The 17,252-nt window shown below is 35.5% G+C and carries 15 protein-coding genes and 4 tRNA genes; 6 read left to right on the top strand and 13 right to left on the bottom strand.

Annotation, left to right across the window (positions count from 1 at the left end; genetic code table 11):
- Window positions 1-67: 67 nt before the first annotated feature.
- Window positions 68-655: a hypothetical protein gene (locus J3U59_RS05505; RefSeq protein WP_267333531.1), complete on the bottom strand. Its 588-nt coding sequence runs from the start codon at window positions 653-655 to the stop codon at window positions 68-70.
- 200 nt (window positions 656-855) lie between these two features.
- Window positions 856-1,560 (bottom strand): lipopolysaccharide core heptose(II) kinase RfaY, encoded by a 705-nt coding sequence (locus J3U59_RS05510; protein WP_065633857.1) that lies wholly within the window; start codon window positions 1,558-1,560, stop codon window positions 856-858.
- A 185-nt stretch (window positions 1,561-1,745) separates the two neighbouring features.
- On the opposite strand from J3U59_RS05510, the gene J3U59_RS05515 reads away from it, so the two are divergent.
- On the top strand, window positions 1,746-2,042 hold the full coding sequence (locus J3U59_RS05515; protein ID WP_065633856.1) for a GIY-YIG nuclease family protein: 297 nt from the start codon (window positions 1,746-1,748) through the stop codon (window positions 2,040-2,042).
- Between the two features lie 61 nt (window positions 2,043-2,103).
- On the opposite strand, the gene J3U59_RS05520 is transcribed toward J3U59_RS05515, so the two are convergent.
- The 3 genes from J3U59_RS05520 to argD form a co-directional block, all read right to left on the bottom strand.
- Window positions 2,104-3,090, bottom strand: a complete 987-nt coding sequence (locus J3U59_RS05520) for a serine/threonine protein kinase (RefSeq protein WP_267333530.1) — start codon at window positions 3,088-3,090, stop codon at window positions 2,104-2,106.
- A 12-nt stretch (window positions 3,091-3,102) separates the two neighbouring features.
- Window positions 3,103-3,714 (bottom strand): ribosome biogenesis GTP-binding protein YihA/YsxC, encoded by a 612-nt coding sequence (gene yihA / locus J3U59_RS05525; protein WP_065798425.1) that lies wholly within the window; start codon window positions 3,712-3,714, stop codon window positions 3,103-3,105.
- Between the two features lie 68 nt (window positions 3,715-3,782).
- The gene (argD, locus tag J3U59_RS05530) at window positions 3,783-4,997 is read right to left on the bottom strand and encodes a bifunctional acetylornithine/succinyldiaminopimelate transaminase (RefSeq protein WP_323849493.1); all 1,215 of its coding nucleotides are present in this window, start codon (window positions 4,995-4,997) and stop codon (window positions 3,783-3,785) included.
- A gap of 213 nt (window positions 4,998-5,210) precedes the next feature.
- On the opposite strand from argD, the gene J3U59_RS05535 reads away from it, so the two are divergent.
- From J3U59_RS05535 to pflA, 5 genes are all read left to right on the top strand, one after another.
- Entirely contained in the window at window positions 5,211-5,480 is a 270-nt protein-coding gene (locus tag J3U59_RS05535; protein WP_267333529.1) for an oxidative damage protection protein, read from the top strand.
- Between the two features lie 8 nt (window positions 5,481-5,488).
- A complete protein-coding gene (gene mltC / locus J3U59_RS05540; protein WP_267333528.1) occupies window positions 5,489-6,559 on the top strand; it encodes a membrane-bound lytic murein transglycosylase MltC in 1,071 nt (356 codons plus the stop codon).
- A gap of 374 nt (window positions 6,560-6,933) precedes the next feature.
- Entirely contained in the window at window positions 6,934-7,782 is an 849-nt protein-coding gene (gene focA / locus J3U59_RS05545; protein WP_267333527.1) for a formate transporter FocA, read from the top strand.
- A gap of 69 nt (window positions 7,783-7,851) precedes the next feature.
- Window positions 7,852-10,134, top strand: coding sequence for a formate C-acetyltransferase (gene pflB, locus J3U59_RS05550; RefSeq protein ID WP_267333526.1), 2,283 nt, complete (start codon window positions 7,852-7,854; stop codon window positions 10,132-10,134).
- Between the two features lie 255 nt (window positions 10,135-10,389).
- Window positions 10,390-11,166 carry a pyruvate formate lyase 1-activating protein gene (gene pflA, locus J3U59_RS05555; RefSeq protein WP_267333525.1) on the top strand — a complete coding sequence of 259 codons (777 nt, stop codon included), beginning with the start codon at window positions 10,390-10,392 and terminating at the stop codon, window positions 11,164-11,166.
- 44 nt (window positions 11,167-11,210) lie between these two features.
- Here the strand turns inward: pflA and rarD are convergent, their stop codons facing one another.
- The 8 genes from rarD to alaS all read right to left on the bottom strand — a co-directional run bounded on the left by rarD (window position 11,211) and on the right by alaS (window position 17,105).
- Window positions 11,211-12,107, bottom strand: coding sequence for an EamA family transporter RarD (rarD, locus tag J3U59_RS05560; protein ID WP_267333524.1), 897 nt, complete (start codon window positions 12,105-12,107; stop codon window positions 11,211-11,213).
- Between the two features lie 68 nt (window positions 12,108-12,175).
- The gene (serS, locus tag J3U59_RS05565) at window positions 12,176-13,468 is read right to left on the bottom strand and encodes a serine--tRNA ligase (RefSeq protein ID WP_267333523.1); all 1,293 of its coding nucleotides are present in this window, start codon (window positions 13,466-13,468) and stop codon (window positions 12,176-12,178) included.
- Between the two features lie 154 nt (window positions 13,469-13,622).
- Window positions 13,623-13,699: transfer RNA gene (locus tag J3U59_RS05570), tRNA-Arg, on the bottom strand.
- 19 nt (window positions 13,700-13,718) lie between these two features.
- Window positions 13,719-13,795, bottom strand: a tRNA-Arg gene (locus tag J3U59_RS05575).
- Between the two features lie 19 nt (window positions 13,796-13,814).
- Window positions 13,815-13,891: transfer RNA gene (locus J3U59_RS05580), tRNA-Arg, on the bottom strand.
- Between the two features lie 21 nt (window positions 13,892-13,912).
- Window positions 13,913-14,005: transfer RNA gene (locus J3U59_RS05585), tRNA-Ser, on the bottom strand.
- Between the two features lie 124 nt (window positions 14,006-14,129).
- A complete protein-coding gene (gene csrA / locus J3U59_RS05590; RefSeq protein WP_065633847.1) occupies window positions 14,130-14,330 on the bottom strand; it encodes a carbon storage regulator CsrA in 201 nt (66 codons plus the stop codon).
- 141 nt (window positions 14,331-14,471) lie between these two features.
- Window positions 14,472-17,105 (bottom strand): alanine--tRNA ligase, encoded by a 2,634-nt coding sequence (gene alaS, locus J3U59_RS05595; protein ID WP_267333522.1) that lies wholly within the window; start codon window positions 17,103-17,105, stop codon window positions 14,472-14,474.
- Between the last annotated feature and the right edge of the window lie 147 nt (window positions 17,106-17,252).

Genomic DNA, 17,252 nt, shown 5'->3' on the forward strand with positions numbered 1-17,252 from the left:
AAATATGTTGAAAGGTATAATCTTTAAAACACATCTTACAAGATTAAGAATATTGCTTAATTTTGTATTATCGCAGTAAGCAAGCTTGAATTTTATCAACTTCTTTGTTTAATGCATCAATAACTAAGTTTGGATGCGCGCTTTCAAGTGTTTTTACGTTTTCAAAACCGTCATTGGCCACTGAACCAGTAAATTGCTGGGCTTGTTTAATATTACTAAACAGATAACGGATATCATTTTGATTGCGCGTTGTTGTCAGGGTATAACTAACAAAATACTTAATATAATATTCGTAGTCTGTAACTGCGTTAGCGACAACACTATTTCCTTCAACTAATTTAATTGTATCACCACCACTGACTGTGACGGCCTGTTGTTGAACTGGCATGTTATAGTATGACCACCAACGTGAACCAAAATAGTTATCACTGGTTAATACCACAGGGCTATTATCAAGTTCTTGAGCTATACACAGTGCTAAAGAGGAGTGAAGGGCAGTAATAGGGCGTGAGGTAGTATATTTATTCACTATATCAACACCAGATGAATTTTGACCGATTTCTACACCTTGCGTTTGATAAATTGACATCATCTTTTGAGATATACACCCTGTTAGCATCGTAAATATTGTCACAATACCAATTAACTTTTTCATACCACACCCTTATTAGAATTAACTGATTAATTCTAGCTGGTTATACATAGATTTGCTAGTGTTTCTATGGTTTGAAAAACGAATAAAATGATAATCTATAAACTAGATGGAGGGCTAATTTTTACTAATTAAGTCTTCAAAGGCAACAGTATGTATTACTAAATTAAGAGAGAAGTTTGACCTTCTCTCATCTGGTTAATTTAATCTTTTTTACCACGTATTTTTCGTGATAATTTTTTAAAGCCATGGGTAAATTTTTTAATTGCCATTGCTAAAACAGGGACTTTGATTTTGATATTGAAGCGTTCTTTTAATTCAATAGCATCGTTTGCTTTTGTTAACCAAATAAAACCAGAATTAGTTAAATCAATCGCTTTAATTTTGCCGTCAGGTGTTAAAATAAAATTTCCACCATGTACGTCATTAGAGACTAAATTATAACTGTGTAATTTTTCAATACAGTCTTTTATTTGATCGCCATACTGCTCCATTTCTTCCCATTTTAATGAGCGGCCTTCAATAAAATTGAAAATCATATAATGGCGCTGTGTTTTTTTGTCAAAAGCAACCAAATAAAGCTCATAAGCAATATCACATTTATCTAATGATATTTTTGCCAACTTTCGAATAAGGTTGAAATAAAAATCTCCCGTAATTTTGGCAATAAGCTTACGCTCTAAACGATGTTCGATCCCACCATCAATTTTAAAGATAAATTTGCTTTGATTGTGATTGATCAAATAAGTATATCGCTCTAGTTTATCACTGGGGTCGAGGAGTTCGCGATGCCCTTCTTCTGCCAGAAATTGGTCAAAAAGGTCTAAATAATTAATTTCATCATTATCAACATAAGCGAATTTCATATCGCCACGTTCAACTTCAATAATTTTTGCAAAGTTATTCAAATTTTAACGCCTCAAAATATATAACATGGGGACTATCTAGAACAGTAAGTTAAATAAAGTAAAAGAAGTAGTAATCTTACCTAAGTGACTATTCTAACAAAATTCACGCAAATAGGCACATGCATATAATGAATTAATAATGATAAACTATAAAAGATAAATGAATTTATCACGTTGAGAGAACTATGAATAGTAAATCAGTTATGTGGTTTTTATATATTATTAGAACCGCTAAACAATCATTGTACACCGGTATCACAACCGATACGAGCCGACGTTTACATCAACACCAAAGCGGTAAGGGCGCAAAGCATTTAAAAGGTCATCAAGATCTTGCCATTGTGTATCAAGTTTGTGTAGGTGATAGATCAACAGCTTTAAGGCTTGAGTATCGTATTAAACAACTTTCCAAACCCAAAAAAGAACAATTAGTTCAACTTCAGCCTAGTTTAGAGGTGTTATTAGAGAAGTTAGGACTTTAACATTACAGTTACACTAGCTGTTTTTTAATTTTAGTTTGTCTATTTTATTTACCTAATTTATTTATCTAACCGATAGCAATTGAATTGCGGGTGATTGGATAGCAGTAATTTGCTGTCTAAATGTTGCTAATTGTTGATGCCAAAAATCCTCATCTGTTATCCATGTAAACGCGGGTGGAAAAGCGGGATCTTGCCATCGCATTATAATCCAAGCTAGATGATGCACCATACGCATTGCTCTTAATTGCTCGATTAATTTAAGCTGTGCAGTGTCGAAATTATAAAATTCTTGATAGATTTCAACTAAGGTATCTAATTGTAGCCGTTGTTCTTGCGTGGTTCCATAAAGTAGCATCCACATATCTTGAATTGCTGGTCCGTTTCGCGCATCATCAAAATCAACAAACATAGCATTATCACGCCATAAAATATTACCAGGATGACAATCGGCGTGAATACGAATAGGTTGCCAATCGTTATGCCAATGCTGTTCGATGGTTTGGGTTAATGTAGACAACGTTTCATTAAGTTCTAATCGTACTTTATTGGGGACTAAATTACTTGATAATAGGATTTCTTTCGGGTGATATAAATACTCGTCTAATCCGATAGTTGGACGATGTAAAAACCGTTGTTTTGCGCCAATTTGATGAATCCGTGCAAGTAAGGTGGCAACCGATTCCATTTGGTTAATATTATCCAGTTCATATTGCCGACCACCCACGCTAGGAAAAACAGCAAACAAATAGTTCTGATTTTCATGTAACGTACAGCCATTGAGTGTTAATGGTGCAATAGCTGGAATTTCTGCGTCAACTAGTTGCTTAGTAAATTCATGCTCTTCAAGGATCTGCTGCCGATTCCAACGATTGGGTCGATAAAACTTTACTACATAGCGAGCACGTTGTTCATCCATAAATTGGTAGACGCGATTTTCGTAACTATTGAGTGCTGTTAAGCCTGAGTCAACCTCAATACCAATAGTTGCCAAACTATCGATGATCAATTCCGGTGATAATGATTGAAATGAAAAATCTAATTGACTCATCAAATGGTTTCCTTACTGTTGATTAAACCATTGATCTAGTTTTTGCTTTAATGCATCTAATCCAATTCGTTTAGGTGATGAAAAAGGCGCAACAGTAATATCACCTTGAAAAGGTAGGATTGCCTCTTTAACCATATTGACTTGTTTTTTTAACGCGCCAGACGCAAGCTTATCGGCTTTAGTTAGCAATAACATCACCGGAATTTCAACCGATACAGCCCAATCAATCATCTGTTGATCGAGATCTTTGAGTGGATGTCTGATATCCATCAGTATGACTAACCCTTTTAGGCTTTCTCGTTTTTGTAGATATTCACCCAGTGATTTTTGCCATTTTCGTTTTATTGCTTCAGGCACTTGTGCATAACCATAGCCTGGTAAATCGACCAAACGACAATTTTCTTCTACTTCAAAAAGATTAATTAATTGGGTTCTGCCTGGTGTTTTACTGGTTCTGGCTAACGTTTTTTGATTAGTTAGCGTGTTGAGCGCACTGGATTTACCTGCGTTAGATCTACCGGCAAAAGCAACTTCAACGCCACTATCACTTGGTAGGTGTGATATATCTGGCGCACTTAAAATAAAGTGTGTTTTTGCGTAATTTAAAGGGCGAATATCGGTCATAACAAAGTATCCTTTAAGTGCATTAACGGCACCTAATTGATTAAAATGCCGTTACTGTATAGAAAAACTTAAGCGTTGACAACCTTTTCGACGGCTTTAGCAAAGCGCATCATGCCTTCTTGTATTTCATTTTCAGAGATGATTAGTGAAGGTGTAAATCTTAGTACATTGGTGCCCGCATTTAAAATCATAACGTTAAATTCTGTTGCAACATTAAGAAACTCTCTTGCTTTATCATGAAATTGCGGTTGAAGTTCGGCGCCTAATAATAAACCTTTGCCGCGATATTCTCGAAACACTTTAAATTGATCATTAATCTCTTCTAGTTTTTCAATAAATATTGCTCTTCGCTGTTGAACGCCTTCTAGCACTTCTGGCGAGTTAATAATATCAAAAGCCTCACAACCTACCGCGCAAGCTAAAGGATTACCACCATAGGTAGTACCATGCACTCCAGGGTGCATTACCGAGGCAATTTCATTAGTGGTCAGCATTGCGCTAATAGGGAATCCACCACCTAATGCTTTAGCCGAAGTCAATATATCCGGTGTTATTCCATATTGTTGATAGGTAAATAAGCTACCCGTACGTCCCATGCCGCATTGTACTTCGTCAAAAATTAACAGTGCGTTATATTGGTCACAAAGCTCACGCACACCTTGCAAAAATTCTGGTGTTGCGGAAGTTAATCCACCTTCGCCTTGTACCGGTTCTAATACTACTGCACAAGTATGGTCATCAATTATTGCTTTTACTGCATCTAGATTGTTAAAAGGAACATGAACAATATCGGCCGGTTTTGGCCCAAAACCGTCGGAATATTTCGCTTGCCCACCAACAGATACAGTAAAAAAAGTACGACCATGAAAAGATTGATAAAATGCGATGATTTTTGTTTTATAAGGGCTATATTTTTCAGTGGCATAGTATCGTGCAAGTTTAAATGCTGCTTCATTGGCTTCAGCCCCTGAATTAGCAAAAAACACACGATCTGCAAACGTGTTATCAATTAGTTTTTGCGCAAGAGTCAAGGCCGGTTCATTAGTAAAAACATTACTAACATGCCATAATTTCTCGCTTTGTTCTTGTAATGCTTTAATTAATCTTGGATGGCAATGACCAAGGGCATTAACAGCTATGCCACCAGCAAAATCAATGTAATCTTCACCATTTTGATCCCAAACACGACTGCCTTGACCTTTAACCGGAATAAATTGAGCTGGTGCATAAACAGGTAAAATAACTTTATCAAATAATTCTCGAGTGATTTTGGTGTTCATCATTTTATCCTTATATTTATATCCAAATTGTTACATCTATTTTATGTGATTTAAATGTTTAGTAAAGTAAATAATTATTCATTATATTTGAATTAAAATTCATTTTTTAAACCATGTAAACGAAATTGATTAAGGCAACAATTTTATTGTTTTTATCGTACCATTTTCGGGTATAATCGTTAGCCAAATGATAATTGTCTCTCAATAGGAACTAAGATGAGCCGTGTTATTTATTGTCATTATTTAAAAAAAGACGCAGAAGGTTTAGACTTTCAACTGTATCCAGGTGAACTAGGTAAACGAATTTATAATGAAATCTCTAAAAGTGCTTGGCAAGAATGGCTAAAAAAACAGACTATGTTAATTAATGAAAACAAATATAATATGATGAATCCTGAACACCGTAAAAAAATCGAAAGTGAGATGGTAAAATTTTTATTTGAAGGTGAAGATATTGTCATTGACGGATACAAACCTAAAAACTGAGAACTCAAATGAAAAACAAAATAAAAATTATTTCATTATTTGTGACAGTGAGCCTTTTAAGTGGTTGTCCTAGTAAAAATTCCAATAAAATTGACGAAGATTATTATGTAAAAGATACCAATGCTTTTAATATTTTAATTGGTCAATATGCAAATAATATTGAACAAATATGGGGGCCTAAAGAGGTGCTTATAGCAGGCCCTAAAGATTATGTGCAATACGAGGATAATTTACAAACTCGAGTGCATATTAATTTTGTTTCTGGTGTCATTACCATTGAGACGTTATCCAGTTCTCCTCTCGACAATTTGAAAGAAGCTATCGTTTCAACACTATTAATGCCTGAACCTGTTGATATTATACGTAAAGATAAAATTAGCCAGGATTTATCAAAAGAACCTTTTTTATATAACCAAGTTCTTGACCAAGAACGCCAGCCCATTCGTTGGAGTGCACGAGCTAATAGTTTTGCTGATTATGTGTTAGCGAATAATTTAAAACAGCGTAAATCTGGTTCTCATTTAATTACTTATGTTGAAATCAAACTTGTGCCTAACCACATTAATCAACGTGCTAAAAAGTTCTTACCACTTGTAACTGAGGCTTCGAATCGTTATTTTATTGATGAACGATTAATTTTAGCGATTATGGAAGTTGAATCGGCATTTAACCCGTACGCAGTAAGTCGAACCGACGCATTAGGTCTTATGCAAGTTCAGCAACATACAGCAGGTCGTGACATTTTTAAATTAAAAGGTAAGTCAGGCGAACCGAGCCGTAAGTTTTTGCTCGATCCTCGTAATAATGTTGATATGGGCACAGCCTATCTATCTTTATTAAAGACTAAATATTTAGCAGGCATTAATAACCCAATTTCTTTAAGATATGCCATGATTACTTCTTATAATGGTGGAGCAGGAAGTGTATTGCGTACGTTTTCTAATGACCGTAACGAAGCCATTAACATTATTAATTCTATGACTCCACAGCAAGTTTATCGAAAATTAGTGACTTCGCACGTTTCTCAAGAATCCCGAAATTACTTAATAAAAGTGAGTCGAATTTTAGATAATAAATAAACGACTAGTAGAGTGAAAACGCTTCATTTGCAGAATTAGTAATGAAGCGAAAACGATATATTTCAAACAATCACAACAAATTTGTAAAGATAGTTTGGACGTGAATCTATCGATTATTTTAAAAATTTTAAACGGTATTATAACAGTTTATCTTATAAAAATATTTATATTGATGCTAAAAAAATGAATTTAATTAATTAGATATTTTAAATTTTTTTGGATAACCTTAGATGAATTTTTTATAGTAAAAGTAATTTCTTTAACAAATAATGATTTTTTGTTATAAAATTTTTTAATAAAAAAAACGTGATCTGCTTCAAATTTTGAGTATACTATGGCTCTCATAAAACCCTAGTTTTTTTGAGGATGTTAGTTTGAGTACAGATAAACTCGTGGATTCGTTTTCCCCCGCGCAAATGACCCAAATCGCTGAAGACATCGGCAATTACAAAGTAAATAAACACCCTTGTAGCACGCTTCTTTCTGCCATTATTGCAGGTGTTTTTATTTCTATTGCATTTGTATTTTATATCACTGTGACAACTGGAACCGCTAGCGTTGCTTTTGGTTTAGCAAAATTAGTCGGTGGTATCTGCTTTTCATTAGGATTAATGTTAGTTGTTTGCTGCGGTGCAGATCTTTTTACTTCAACAGTATTAACTATTTTACCTAAAATGACTCATAAAGTGAGTTGGCTAAAAATGCTACGCAATTGGATTTTTGTCTATATTGGTAACTTTATTGGTGCTATACTGTTTGTAGCAGTTATTTGGCTTTCAGGTCAATATATGGTAGCTAATGGCTTGTGGGGTTTAAACGTTTTACAAACCGCAGATCATAAATTGCACCATACTTTTATTGAAGCAGTATTTTTAGGTTTACTGGCTAATTTAATGGTATGTTTGGCTGCTTGGATGAGTTATGCTGGTCGCAGTTTACTCGACAAGATGTTAGTTATGGTATTACCTGTTGCTATGTTTGTGGCAAGTGGATTTGAACATAGTATTGCAAATATGTTTATGATTCCTATGGGAATTGTAATTAAAAATTTTGCTTCACCGGAATTTTGGTCTGCTGTTGGATTGTCGGCAGATGCATTTAAAGAATTAACCGTTGAGCATTTTATTATAAATAATTTAATCCCGGTAACAATCGGGAATATTTTAGGTGGATTAGCTGTTGCGCTACCTTATTGGGCTTTATATTTACGTAAGCCACATTGATTTTAAAATATTTACCCTCATTTATATGAGCGGTAAATAACTATTTTTGTAAACCTGAGGTGAAAAACTATGAGTAATTTAAACGAAGTACAAGCAGTCGCTTGGAAAGGATTTAAAGATGGTGATTGGCAAAATAATGTTAATGTCCGCGATTTTATCCAAAAGAACTACACGCCATATGAGGGTGATGAGTCTTTCTTAGCTGGCGCAACAGATGCGACAACTAAGTTATGGGATAAAGTAATGGAAGGCATTAAAATTGAAAATGCTACCCATGCCCCTGTGGATTTTGATACAAGTGTTATTTCGACAATTACTGCTCATGACGCAGGTTATATTGAAAAAGATTTAGAAAAGATTGTTGGTTTACAAACTGAAAAACCATTAAAACGTGCAATTATCCCATTTGGTGGGATTAAAATGATCGAGAATTCATGTAAGGCTTATAACCGTACACTTGATCCTTTAGTCAAAAAAATCTTTACTGAATATCGTAAAACTCATAACCAAGGTGTTTTTGATATTTATACTCCAGATATCTTACGTTGTCGTAAATCAGGTGTTATCACTGGTCTTCCAGATGCTTATGGTCGTGGTCGTATCATTGGGGATTACCGTCGTGTTGCACTTTACGGTATTGACTACTTAATGCAAGACAAATTTGCACAGTTTAACTCATTACAAGCTGATTTTGAAAATGGTGTTGACTTAGCAATGACTATGCAACGTCGTGAAGAAATTGCAGAGCAACATCGTGCACTTGGTCAAATTAAAGAAATGGCCGCTAAATATGGTTACGATATTTCTGGGCCAGCTAAAACAGCTCAAGAAGCGGTACAATGGACTTACTTTGGTTATTTAGCAGCGGTTAAATCACAAAATGGTGCGGCGATGTCTCTTGGTCGTACTTCTACATTCTTTGATATCTATTTCCAACGTGACCTTGAAGCCGGTTTAATCACTGAAAAAGACGCGCAAGAAATTGTTGACCATTTCGTTATGAAATTACGTATGGTTCGATTCTTACGTACGCCTGAATATGATGAGTTATTCTCTGGTGATCCAATTTGGGCAACTGAATCTATCGCTGGTATGGGTGTAGATGGTCGTACTTTAGTGACTAAAACTTCGTTCCGTTTCTTAAATACACTTTACACTATGGGCCCATCACCAGAACCAAACATGACAATTCTTTGGTCTGAACAATTACCAAGTGGATTTAAAGAGTTTGCATCAAAAGTATCTATTGATACTTCATCATTACAATATGAAAATGATGACTTAATGCGCCCTGACTTTAACAACGATGACTATGCTATCGCATGTTGTGTAAGCCCAATGATCGTTGGTAAACAAATGCAGTTCTTTGGTGCACGTGCAAACCTTGCTAAAACTCTTCTATACGCAATCAATGGTGGTGTGGATGAGAAACTTAAAATGCAAGTAGGTCCAAAAGAAGCGCCAATTACTGACGAATATCTTGATTTCGATAAAGTTTTTGCTCGTTTAGACCACTTTATGGATTGGTTAGCAAAACAATATGTAACTGCATTAAATGCTATTCACTATATGCACGACAAATATAGCTATGAAGCATCATTAATGGCATTACACGATCGTGATATTATTCGTACTATGGCATGTGGTATTGCAGGTCTATCTGTTGCTGCTGACTCACTGTCTGCGATTAAATATGCGAAAGTTAAAACGATTCGTGATGAAGATGGTCTTGCTGTGGACTTTGAAATCGAAGGTGAATACCCTCAATTTGGTAACAATGATCCACGTGTAGATGATATCGCAGTTGATTTAGTTGAACGTTTCATGAAGAAAATTCAAAAACTTAAAACTTATCGTAATGCAATTCCTACACAATCAGTGTTAACCATTACTTCAAACGTTGTATATGGTAAGAAAACTGGTAATACACCTGATGGTCGTCGTGCTGGTGCTCCATTTGGTCCAGGTGCTAACCCAATGCACGGTCGTGACCAAAAAGGTGCGGTTGCTTCATTAACATCTGTTGCTAAACTTCCATTTGCTTATGCTAAAGATGGTATTTCGTATACTTTCTCTATCGTTCCAAATGCGTTAGGTAAAGATGATAGTGCACGTAAACGTAACTTAGCAGGCTTAATGGATGGTTACTTCCACCATGAAGCAACTATTGAAGGCGGTCAACATCTTAATGTGAACGTACTTAACCGTGAAACATTATTAGATGCGATGGAGCATCCTGAAAAATATCCACAATTAACTATTCGTGTTTCTGGATATGCAGTGCGTTTCAATTCATTAACTAAAGAGCAACAAAAAGACGTAATTTCACGTACTTTTACACAATCAATGTAATTTAGTTAATTGATGATTTGCATTAAATAGCGTCCAATTTGGGCGCTATTTTTTTGCCAATTGAATTATTGGTTATCCACTTATAGAAATGTTGCTAATAGATAGGATAAATTTAATACTTGTTAGTATTTATTTTGTATAATTGCAACAAATAAGAGTATATTCAATTAATGTAATTGGTAAAAAATAACATTATATGAGTTAAAATACTTAAATAAATATAAAAGCAATGTGAGTAATTATTAGAGAACATTTATGGAACAAGATATTATTATGACAACAAAACAACCGATTAAAGGTCGTATCCATTCTTTTGAATCTTTTGGTACAGTTGATGGACCGGGAATTCGCTTCATTGTTTTTTTTCAAGGTTGTTTAATGCGTTGCTTATACTGTCATAACCGCGATACTTGGGATTTAAAAGCGGGCAAGGAAGTGACAGTTGATGAGTTAATGAAAGAGATAGTTTCTTATAAAAGCTTTATTATGCCTAATGGTGGTGGGGTTACCGCATCAGGTGGAGAGGCGACATTACAGTCTGAATTTATTACTGAGTGGTTTAAAGCTTGCCATAAAGAGGGCATTAATACTTGTTTAGATACCAATGGTTATGCTAGACAGATCGATCATACTCTAGAAGAGTTAATGGACGTGACTGATCTGGTTATGCTTGATTTGAAACAGTTGAATGATGAGATACATCAAAAGTTAGTTGGTGTATCAAATAAACGTGTATTAGAGTTCGCCAAATACTTACAAAAAATTAATAAAAAAACTTGGATTCGATATGTTGTTGTTCCAGGTTGGACAGATGATGATGACTCAGCACATTTGTTAGGTAAATTTATTCAAGGCATGAGTAATATCGAACGAGTAGAGTTATTACCTTATCATAAACTTGGTGCTTACAAATGGGAAACGTTTGGTGATAAGTATCAATTGGAAGGCGTTGAAGCCCCACCAAGGGAAACACTTGATAGGATTCAATCTATTATAGAAAGCTATGGTCAACCCGTGACATTTAGTAAGTAACATCATCCTTAAATTAAACAGCTACAAAATTTGTGGCTGTTTAATTAACGAATTCTTTTTCGCTTTATCGCTCTTAGTACAAATATACTTCCTTCCAACGCTAAAACACAAACAGATAACCAAATAAATCCATATGAAATAATATGCTGTGATGAGATAGATTCGTGTAAGAATAATAAAGAAACACAAGTTAGTAAAACCGGCTCTACATAGCCGAGCAATCCAAATAAGCCCATAGGTAGTAACCTTCTGGCAACAAAATACATAGCAAAGGCAATAGCGGTAATTATCCCCAGCATAGGGATAAAGATATGAAAATGGGTTAAATCATGAATAATTTGTTGTACGTTATAATTGAAAATAAAATAACTAAGACAACCTAAAAAAATGAAGAAAAAATCTGAAAAGGTCCCTGATATGCCTTCTATTTTTAGTTTTCTTCTTGTCATAAAGTAAATTGGATAACCAAGTGCTATCACGGCTGTTTCCCATGAAAAAGCGCTTGTTGTGTAAATTTCTAAACAGACACCAATAGCGGCAAACGTGACAGCAATTTTTTGAAAAAATGTTAATGTTTCTCCATAGAAAACTTTGCCAAAAATAACCATCGCTAAGGGTAATAAAAAATATCCCAAAGATGCAGATAAACCATGGCCATTAAGCGGTGCCCAAATAAAAATAAGCATTTGGATGGTCAGAAGTAATGAGGATGCTATCAATCCTAAAAGTAATACTGGTCGTTGTTTTATTCGCAAAAATAGATCAGCAATAGCTGACCATTGTTTTTCAAAACAGATAAGAATAATAATTGCTGGAAAAGACGTTAATAATCGCCAGCAAAAAATATCGACAACCGAAAGCGGCTGTAGTAATACTGGATAATAATAAAGTAATCCAAAAAGACATGATGCAAGTATTGAAAGGACAACACCTTTTATCATTTTTTCACCTAAATTAATAAAAAAATAGCGCTATTAGTAGCGCTATCTTAAGCTAAATTGATTTATCTTTAACCAATCACTTCTACGCCATTCATATAGGGTACTAACACTGATGGTACTTTGATAGATCCATCAGCCTGTTGATAGTTTTCCATAATCGCAACAAGAGTTCGTCCTACCGCTAATCCAGAACCATTTAAGGTATGAACTAGGTAAGTTTTATTATCTGCTTTATTGCGATAACGTGCTTGCATTCGACGAGCTTGGAAATCCCACATATTTGAACAAGACGAAATTTCGCGATAAGTATTTTGAGCTGGCACCCATACTTCAAGATCGTAGGTTTTACATGAGCCAAAGCCCATATCACCGGTACATAATACGATTTTTCGATAAGGCAGCTCAAGTAGCTGTAATACCTTTTCAGCATGCCCAGTTAGCTCTTCTAATGCTTTCATGGACTCTTCAGGTTTGACAATCTGAACAAGCTCCACTTTATCAAACTGATGCATTCGAATTAAGCCACGGGTATCTTTACCATAAGAACCCGCTTCAGAGCGGAAACAAGGCGTATGAGCCGTCATTTTTAATGGTAATACACTTTCATCTAGAATTTCATCTCGCACTAAATTGGTAACGGGTACTTCTGCTGTCGGGATTAATGCATAATTACTGCTTTCGGCCTCTTCATCAAGTGGTTTAGTGTGAAATAGGTCACCTGCAAATTTTGGTAATTGTCCGGTACCAAATAGCGTTGCTTTATTGACGAGGTAAGGCACATAGATTTCTTCATAACCATGTTGCTCAGTATGAAGATCTAGCATAAATTGCGTTATTGCTCGATGTAGACGTGCAATTTGTGATTTCATAACAACAAAACGTGCACCGGTAAGTTTTACACCAGCAGCAAAATCAAGCCCACCAAAACGTTCACCTAATGCAACATGATCAAGCACAGGAAAATCAAATGTTCTTGGTGTACCAAAACGAGATACTTCGACATTGTCATTCTCATCTTTGCCATCAGGAACGGAATCATCAGGAATATTCGGAATATTTGATGCAATATCTTTGATTTGGTTAAGTAAGATTTCAAGCTCTGCTTTTGCGGTATTGAGCTTTTCACCAAGTTTATTGACTTCTTCACGTACAGCCGTGATATCTTCACCTCGAGCTTTTGCTTCACCAATAGCTTTAGAGCGGGCATTACGTTCAGCCTGTAAATTTTCAGTTTCAACTTGTAAAACTTTTCGTTTTTCTTCTAGTTGACTTAGTGTTTCAACGTCTAATTTAAATCCGCGTCGAGATAATTTTTGGGCAACAAGATCTAATTCATTTCGAAGTAAGTTTGGATCCAACATAAAAAAAGTCCATTATTATTTATTAAAGCTATCTATCTACTTGAACCGTTATTTTAATCTAGCTAACAACATATATAAATAAAAAAGTAGATTGATAAAAGATATAAAGTTTGTGAGCTTAGTATACTAGAATTATGCTGGGATTCAACCGAAATGGCGCACCCGAAGGGATTCGAACCCCTGACCGCTCGGTTCGAAGCCGAGTGCTCTATCCAGCTGAGCTACGGATGCGTGTAAGTTCGTAAAAAAATGGTGCATCCGAAGGGATTCGAACCCCTGACCGCCCGGTTCGTAGCCGGGTACTCTATCCAGCTGAGCTACGGATGCGTTTTAGAATTTTTTAAAATGGTGCATCCGAAGGGATTCGAACCCCTGACCGCCCGGTTCGTAGCCGGGTACTCTATCCAGCTGAGCTACGGATGCATATTTTAAATTTTTTAAAAATGGCGGTGAGAGAGGGATTCGAACCCTCGATGCAGCTTTTGACCGCATACTCCCTTAGCAGGGGAGCGCCTTCAGCCTCTCGGCCATCTCACCAAAACAACTGTGATTTGGTTTCAACAACAAAATCACAATGTGTGGCGCACATATTACGTTCTAGAAAAAATAAGTCAAACATTTTTTCGTTTGCGCGCACTAGTTGTTTATTTCCTGCCCAATATTACTCTTTGGGCTCAGATATCTCATCAATTTTGTCTTGCGAATGATGGATTCTGTTATATATTTCTTCTCTATGGATAGAAACTTCTTTAGGGGCATTGATACCAATTCTGACTTGGTTACCTTTGACGCCTAAAATAGTAATGACTACATCGTCACCAATAATTAATGTTTCACCTACTCTCCTAGTTAAAATTAACATTAGATCTCCTAATATCAGTTAAGTATATATCCAAACAATTTTAAGATATAGCTTCGTCAGCCTTCCATCGGTGAGACAGAAAGACGGAATTTTACAGAATACACTCTAATGTTTAATTAATATTCACTTGAGTATATCTGGCTAACTTGCTTGTAATTTATTACTGATTTCCTTTTTTACAGAAGATAAAGCTTCTGGTAACGCCGAAAGATCCATTCCACCTGCTTGAGCGAAATCAGGCCGCCCACCGCCCTTACCACCTACTTTTAATGCTAATTGAGAAACTAATTCGCCAGCTTTAACAATGCCTAATAAGTCATTAGTTACACCAGCTGCTAAATTGATTTTGCCATCATTGACAGCAGCTAAAACTATGACACCTGTTTTTAATTGATTTTTAAGATCATCAATCATTGTGCGTAATAGCTTAGCTTCGACGTTATCAAGTTTAGCAATTAGTAAGTTCTTATTATTGATTTTTTCACATTGATTTAACAATTGTTGGCTTTCTTGGCTAGCTTTTTCAGCCTTCAATTGCTCAATAGTTTTTTCTAACACTTTAGTTTGATCAATTAATTGTTCAACTCGTGTTAAAATTGTCGATTTGTCACTTTTTATCAGTGATCCAATTTGATTTAACAAATTAGCTTCATAATGGATGTATTCCATCGCATTTTGCCCAGATGTTGCCTCAATTCTTCTTACACCAGAAGCGATGCTCGACTCAGAAGTGATTTTAAATAAACCTATATCACCGGTTCTACTAACGTGAGTACCACCACAAAGTTCGATTGAAAAATCACCCATCGTTAATACGCGTACAATTTCTTCGTACTTTTCGCCGAATAATGCCATTGCACCTTTGCTTTTTGCTTGATCAATTGGCATTAATTCTATCTCAACAGGTAAGTTGCGACGTATCTGTTGGTTGACCAGATTTTCGATTTCAATCAGTTGCTCTGTTGTAATTGCTTGATTGTGCGAAAAGTCAAAACGTAAGTAACTATCATTAACCAAGGAACCTTTTTGATGAACATGCTTACCTAATATTTGTTGTAATGCCGCTTGTAATAAATGTGTGGCTGAGTGGTTACGACGAATACGTTCCCTAAGTTCAACATCAATAGCTGCTGTTACTGTATCACCAACTTTTAATGATCCTTTAGTAATATTGCCTATATGTCCAATACTTTTACCATATTTTTGGCAATCGATAACTTTAAATTCAACATTTGCAGCAGTTAACACGCCTTTATCGCCAATTTGTCCACCTGACTCGCCATAAAAAGGTGTTTTGTCTAGAACAATGATGGCTTCATCACCTTCATTAATACTTTCGACTTTGTGGCCACCTTGGAAAATGGCAATCACTTTACCTGAAGCTTCAGTTTTCTGATAACCTAAAAATTCGGTTTTATCATCAAGCTTAATAACATTACTGTAATCGACACTAAATGCACTAGATTCACGAGCTCGCTTACGTTGCTCTTCCATACATTTATTAAATCCATCTTCATCAATTGTGATGTTTTTTTCTCGACATACATCGGCTGTTAAATCCAATGGAAAGCCATATGTATCATAAAGTTTAAAGGCAATCTCACCCGGCAACACAGAACCAGTTATTTTACCTAATTCTTGATCGAGTAAAAATAATCCACGTTCAAGAGTTTTTAGGAATTGTTCTTCTTCGGTTTTAAGGGTATTTTCAACCATTTTTTGGTTATGCGCTAATTCTGTTGCAGCGCTGCCCATCACCTCAATTAATGGTTTAACTAGTTTATAAAAGAAAATATCTTTTGCACCAAGCATATGACCATGTCGTACTGCTCGTCGAATAATACGACGCAATACATAGCCTCGACCTTCATTAGAAGGCATTACGCCATCTGAAATTAGAAAAGCACAAGAACGGATATGGTCCGCTATAACACGTAGTGATTTACTTTCTAAGTCTTTAGTTTGAATGATTTGAGCCGTATCTTTAATGAGTTTTTTGAACAAATCAATTTCATAGTTAGAGTTAACATGTTGCAAAACTGCTGCAATTCGTTCTAATCCCATACCGGTATCGACAGACGGTTTAGGTAAAGGTTCCATAGTCCCATCAGGATGGCGATTAAATTGCATAAATACAATGTTCCAGATTTCAATAAATCGGTCACCATCTTCTTCAGCACTACCTGGAGGTCCTCCCCAAATATGATCGCCATGATCGTAAAATATTTCGGTACAAGGTCCACAGGGCCCTGTATCACCCATTTGCCAAAAATTATCTGAAGCATAAGGTGCGCCCTTGTTATCACCTATGCGGATAATACGTTCTTTAGGTATACCAATTTCGTTTTGCCAAATAGAGTAGGCTTCATCATCAGTTTCATAAACAGTGACAGTTAATTTTTCTTTAGGAAGATTAAACCATTCTTTACTGGTTAATAACTCCCAAGCAAAATGAATCGCATCATGTTTGAAATAATCACCAAAACTAAAATTACCTAACATTTCGAAAAATGTATGATGTCGTGCAGTATAACCTACATTATCAAGGTCATTATGTTTTCCGCCAGCTCGTACACACCGCTGTGCTGTAGTTGCTCGCGTGTAGGAACGCTTATCTATTCCAAGAAATACATCTTTAAATTGATTCATTCCTGCATTAGTAAACAAAAGAGTTGGATCATTATGTGGAACAAGGGAACTACTTGCGACAATTTCGTGTCCTTTGCTATGGAAAAAGTCAAGAAAATTTTGACGAATTTCTGCAGTGCTTTTCATTTAGGCTTCCATATTAAACGATAGATTTTTAAACATAGTAATATACCCGTTACAACTAAAGTTGAAAAGTAAATATTCTTTATACTGCGGTGAATCTAACTAATATAACAAGTAAATATAAGGAAAAATAAAAATGATATAGTGAGC

It is taken from the genome of Gilliamella sp. B3783 (assembly GCF_026536125.1).
In the GTDB taxonomy this organism is placed as follows: Bacteria; Pseudomonadota; Gammaproteobacteria; order Enterobacterales; family Orbaceae; genus Gilliamella.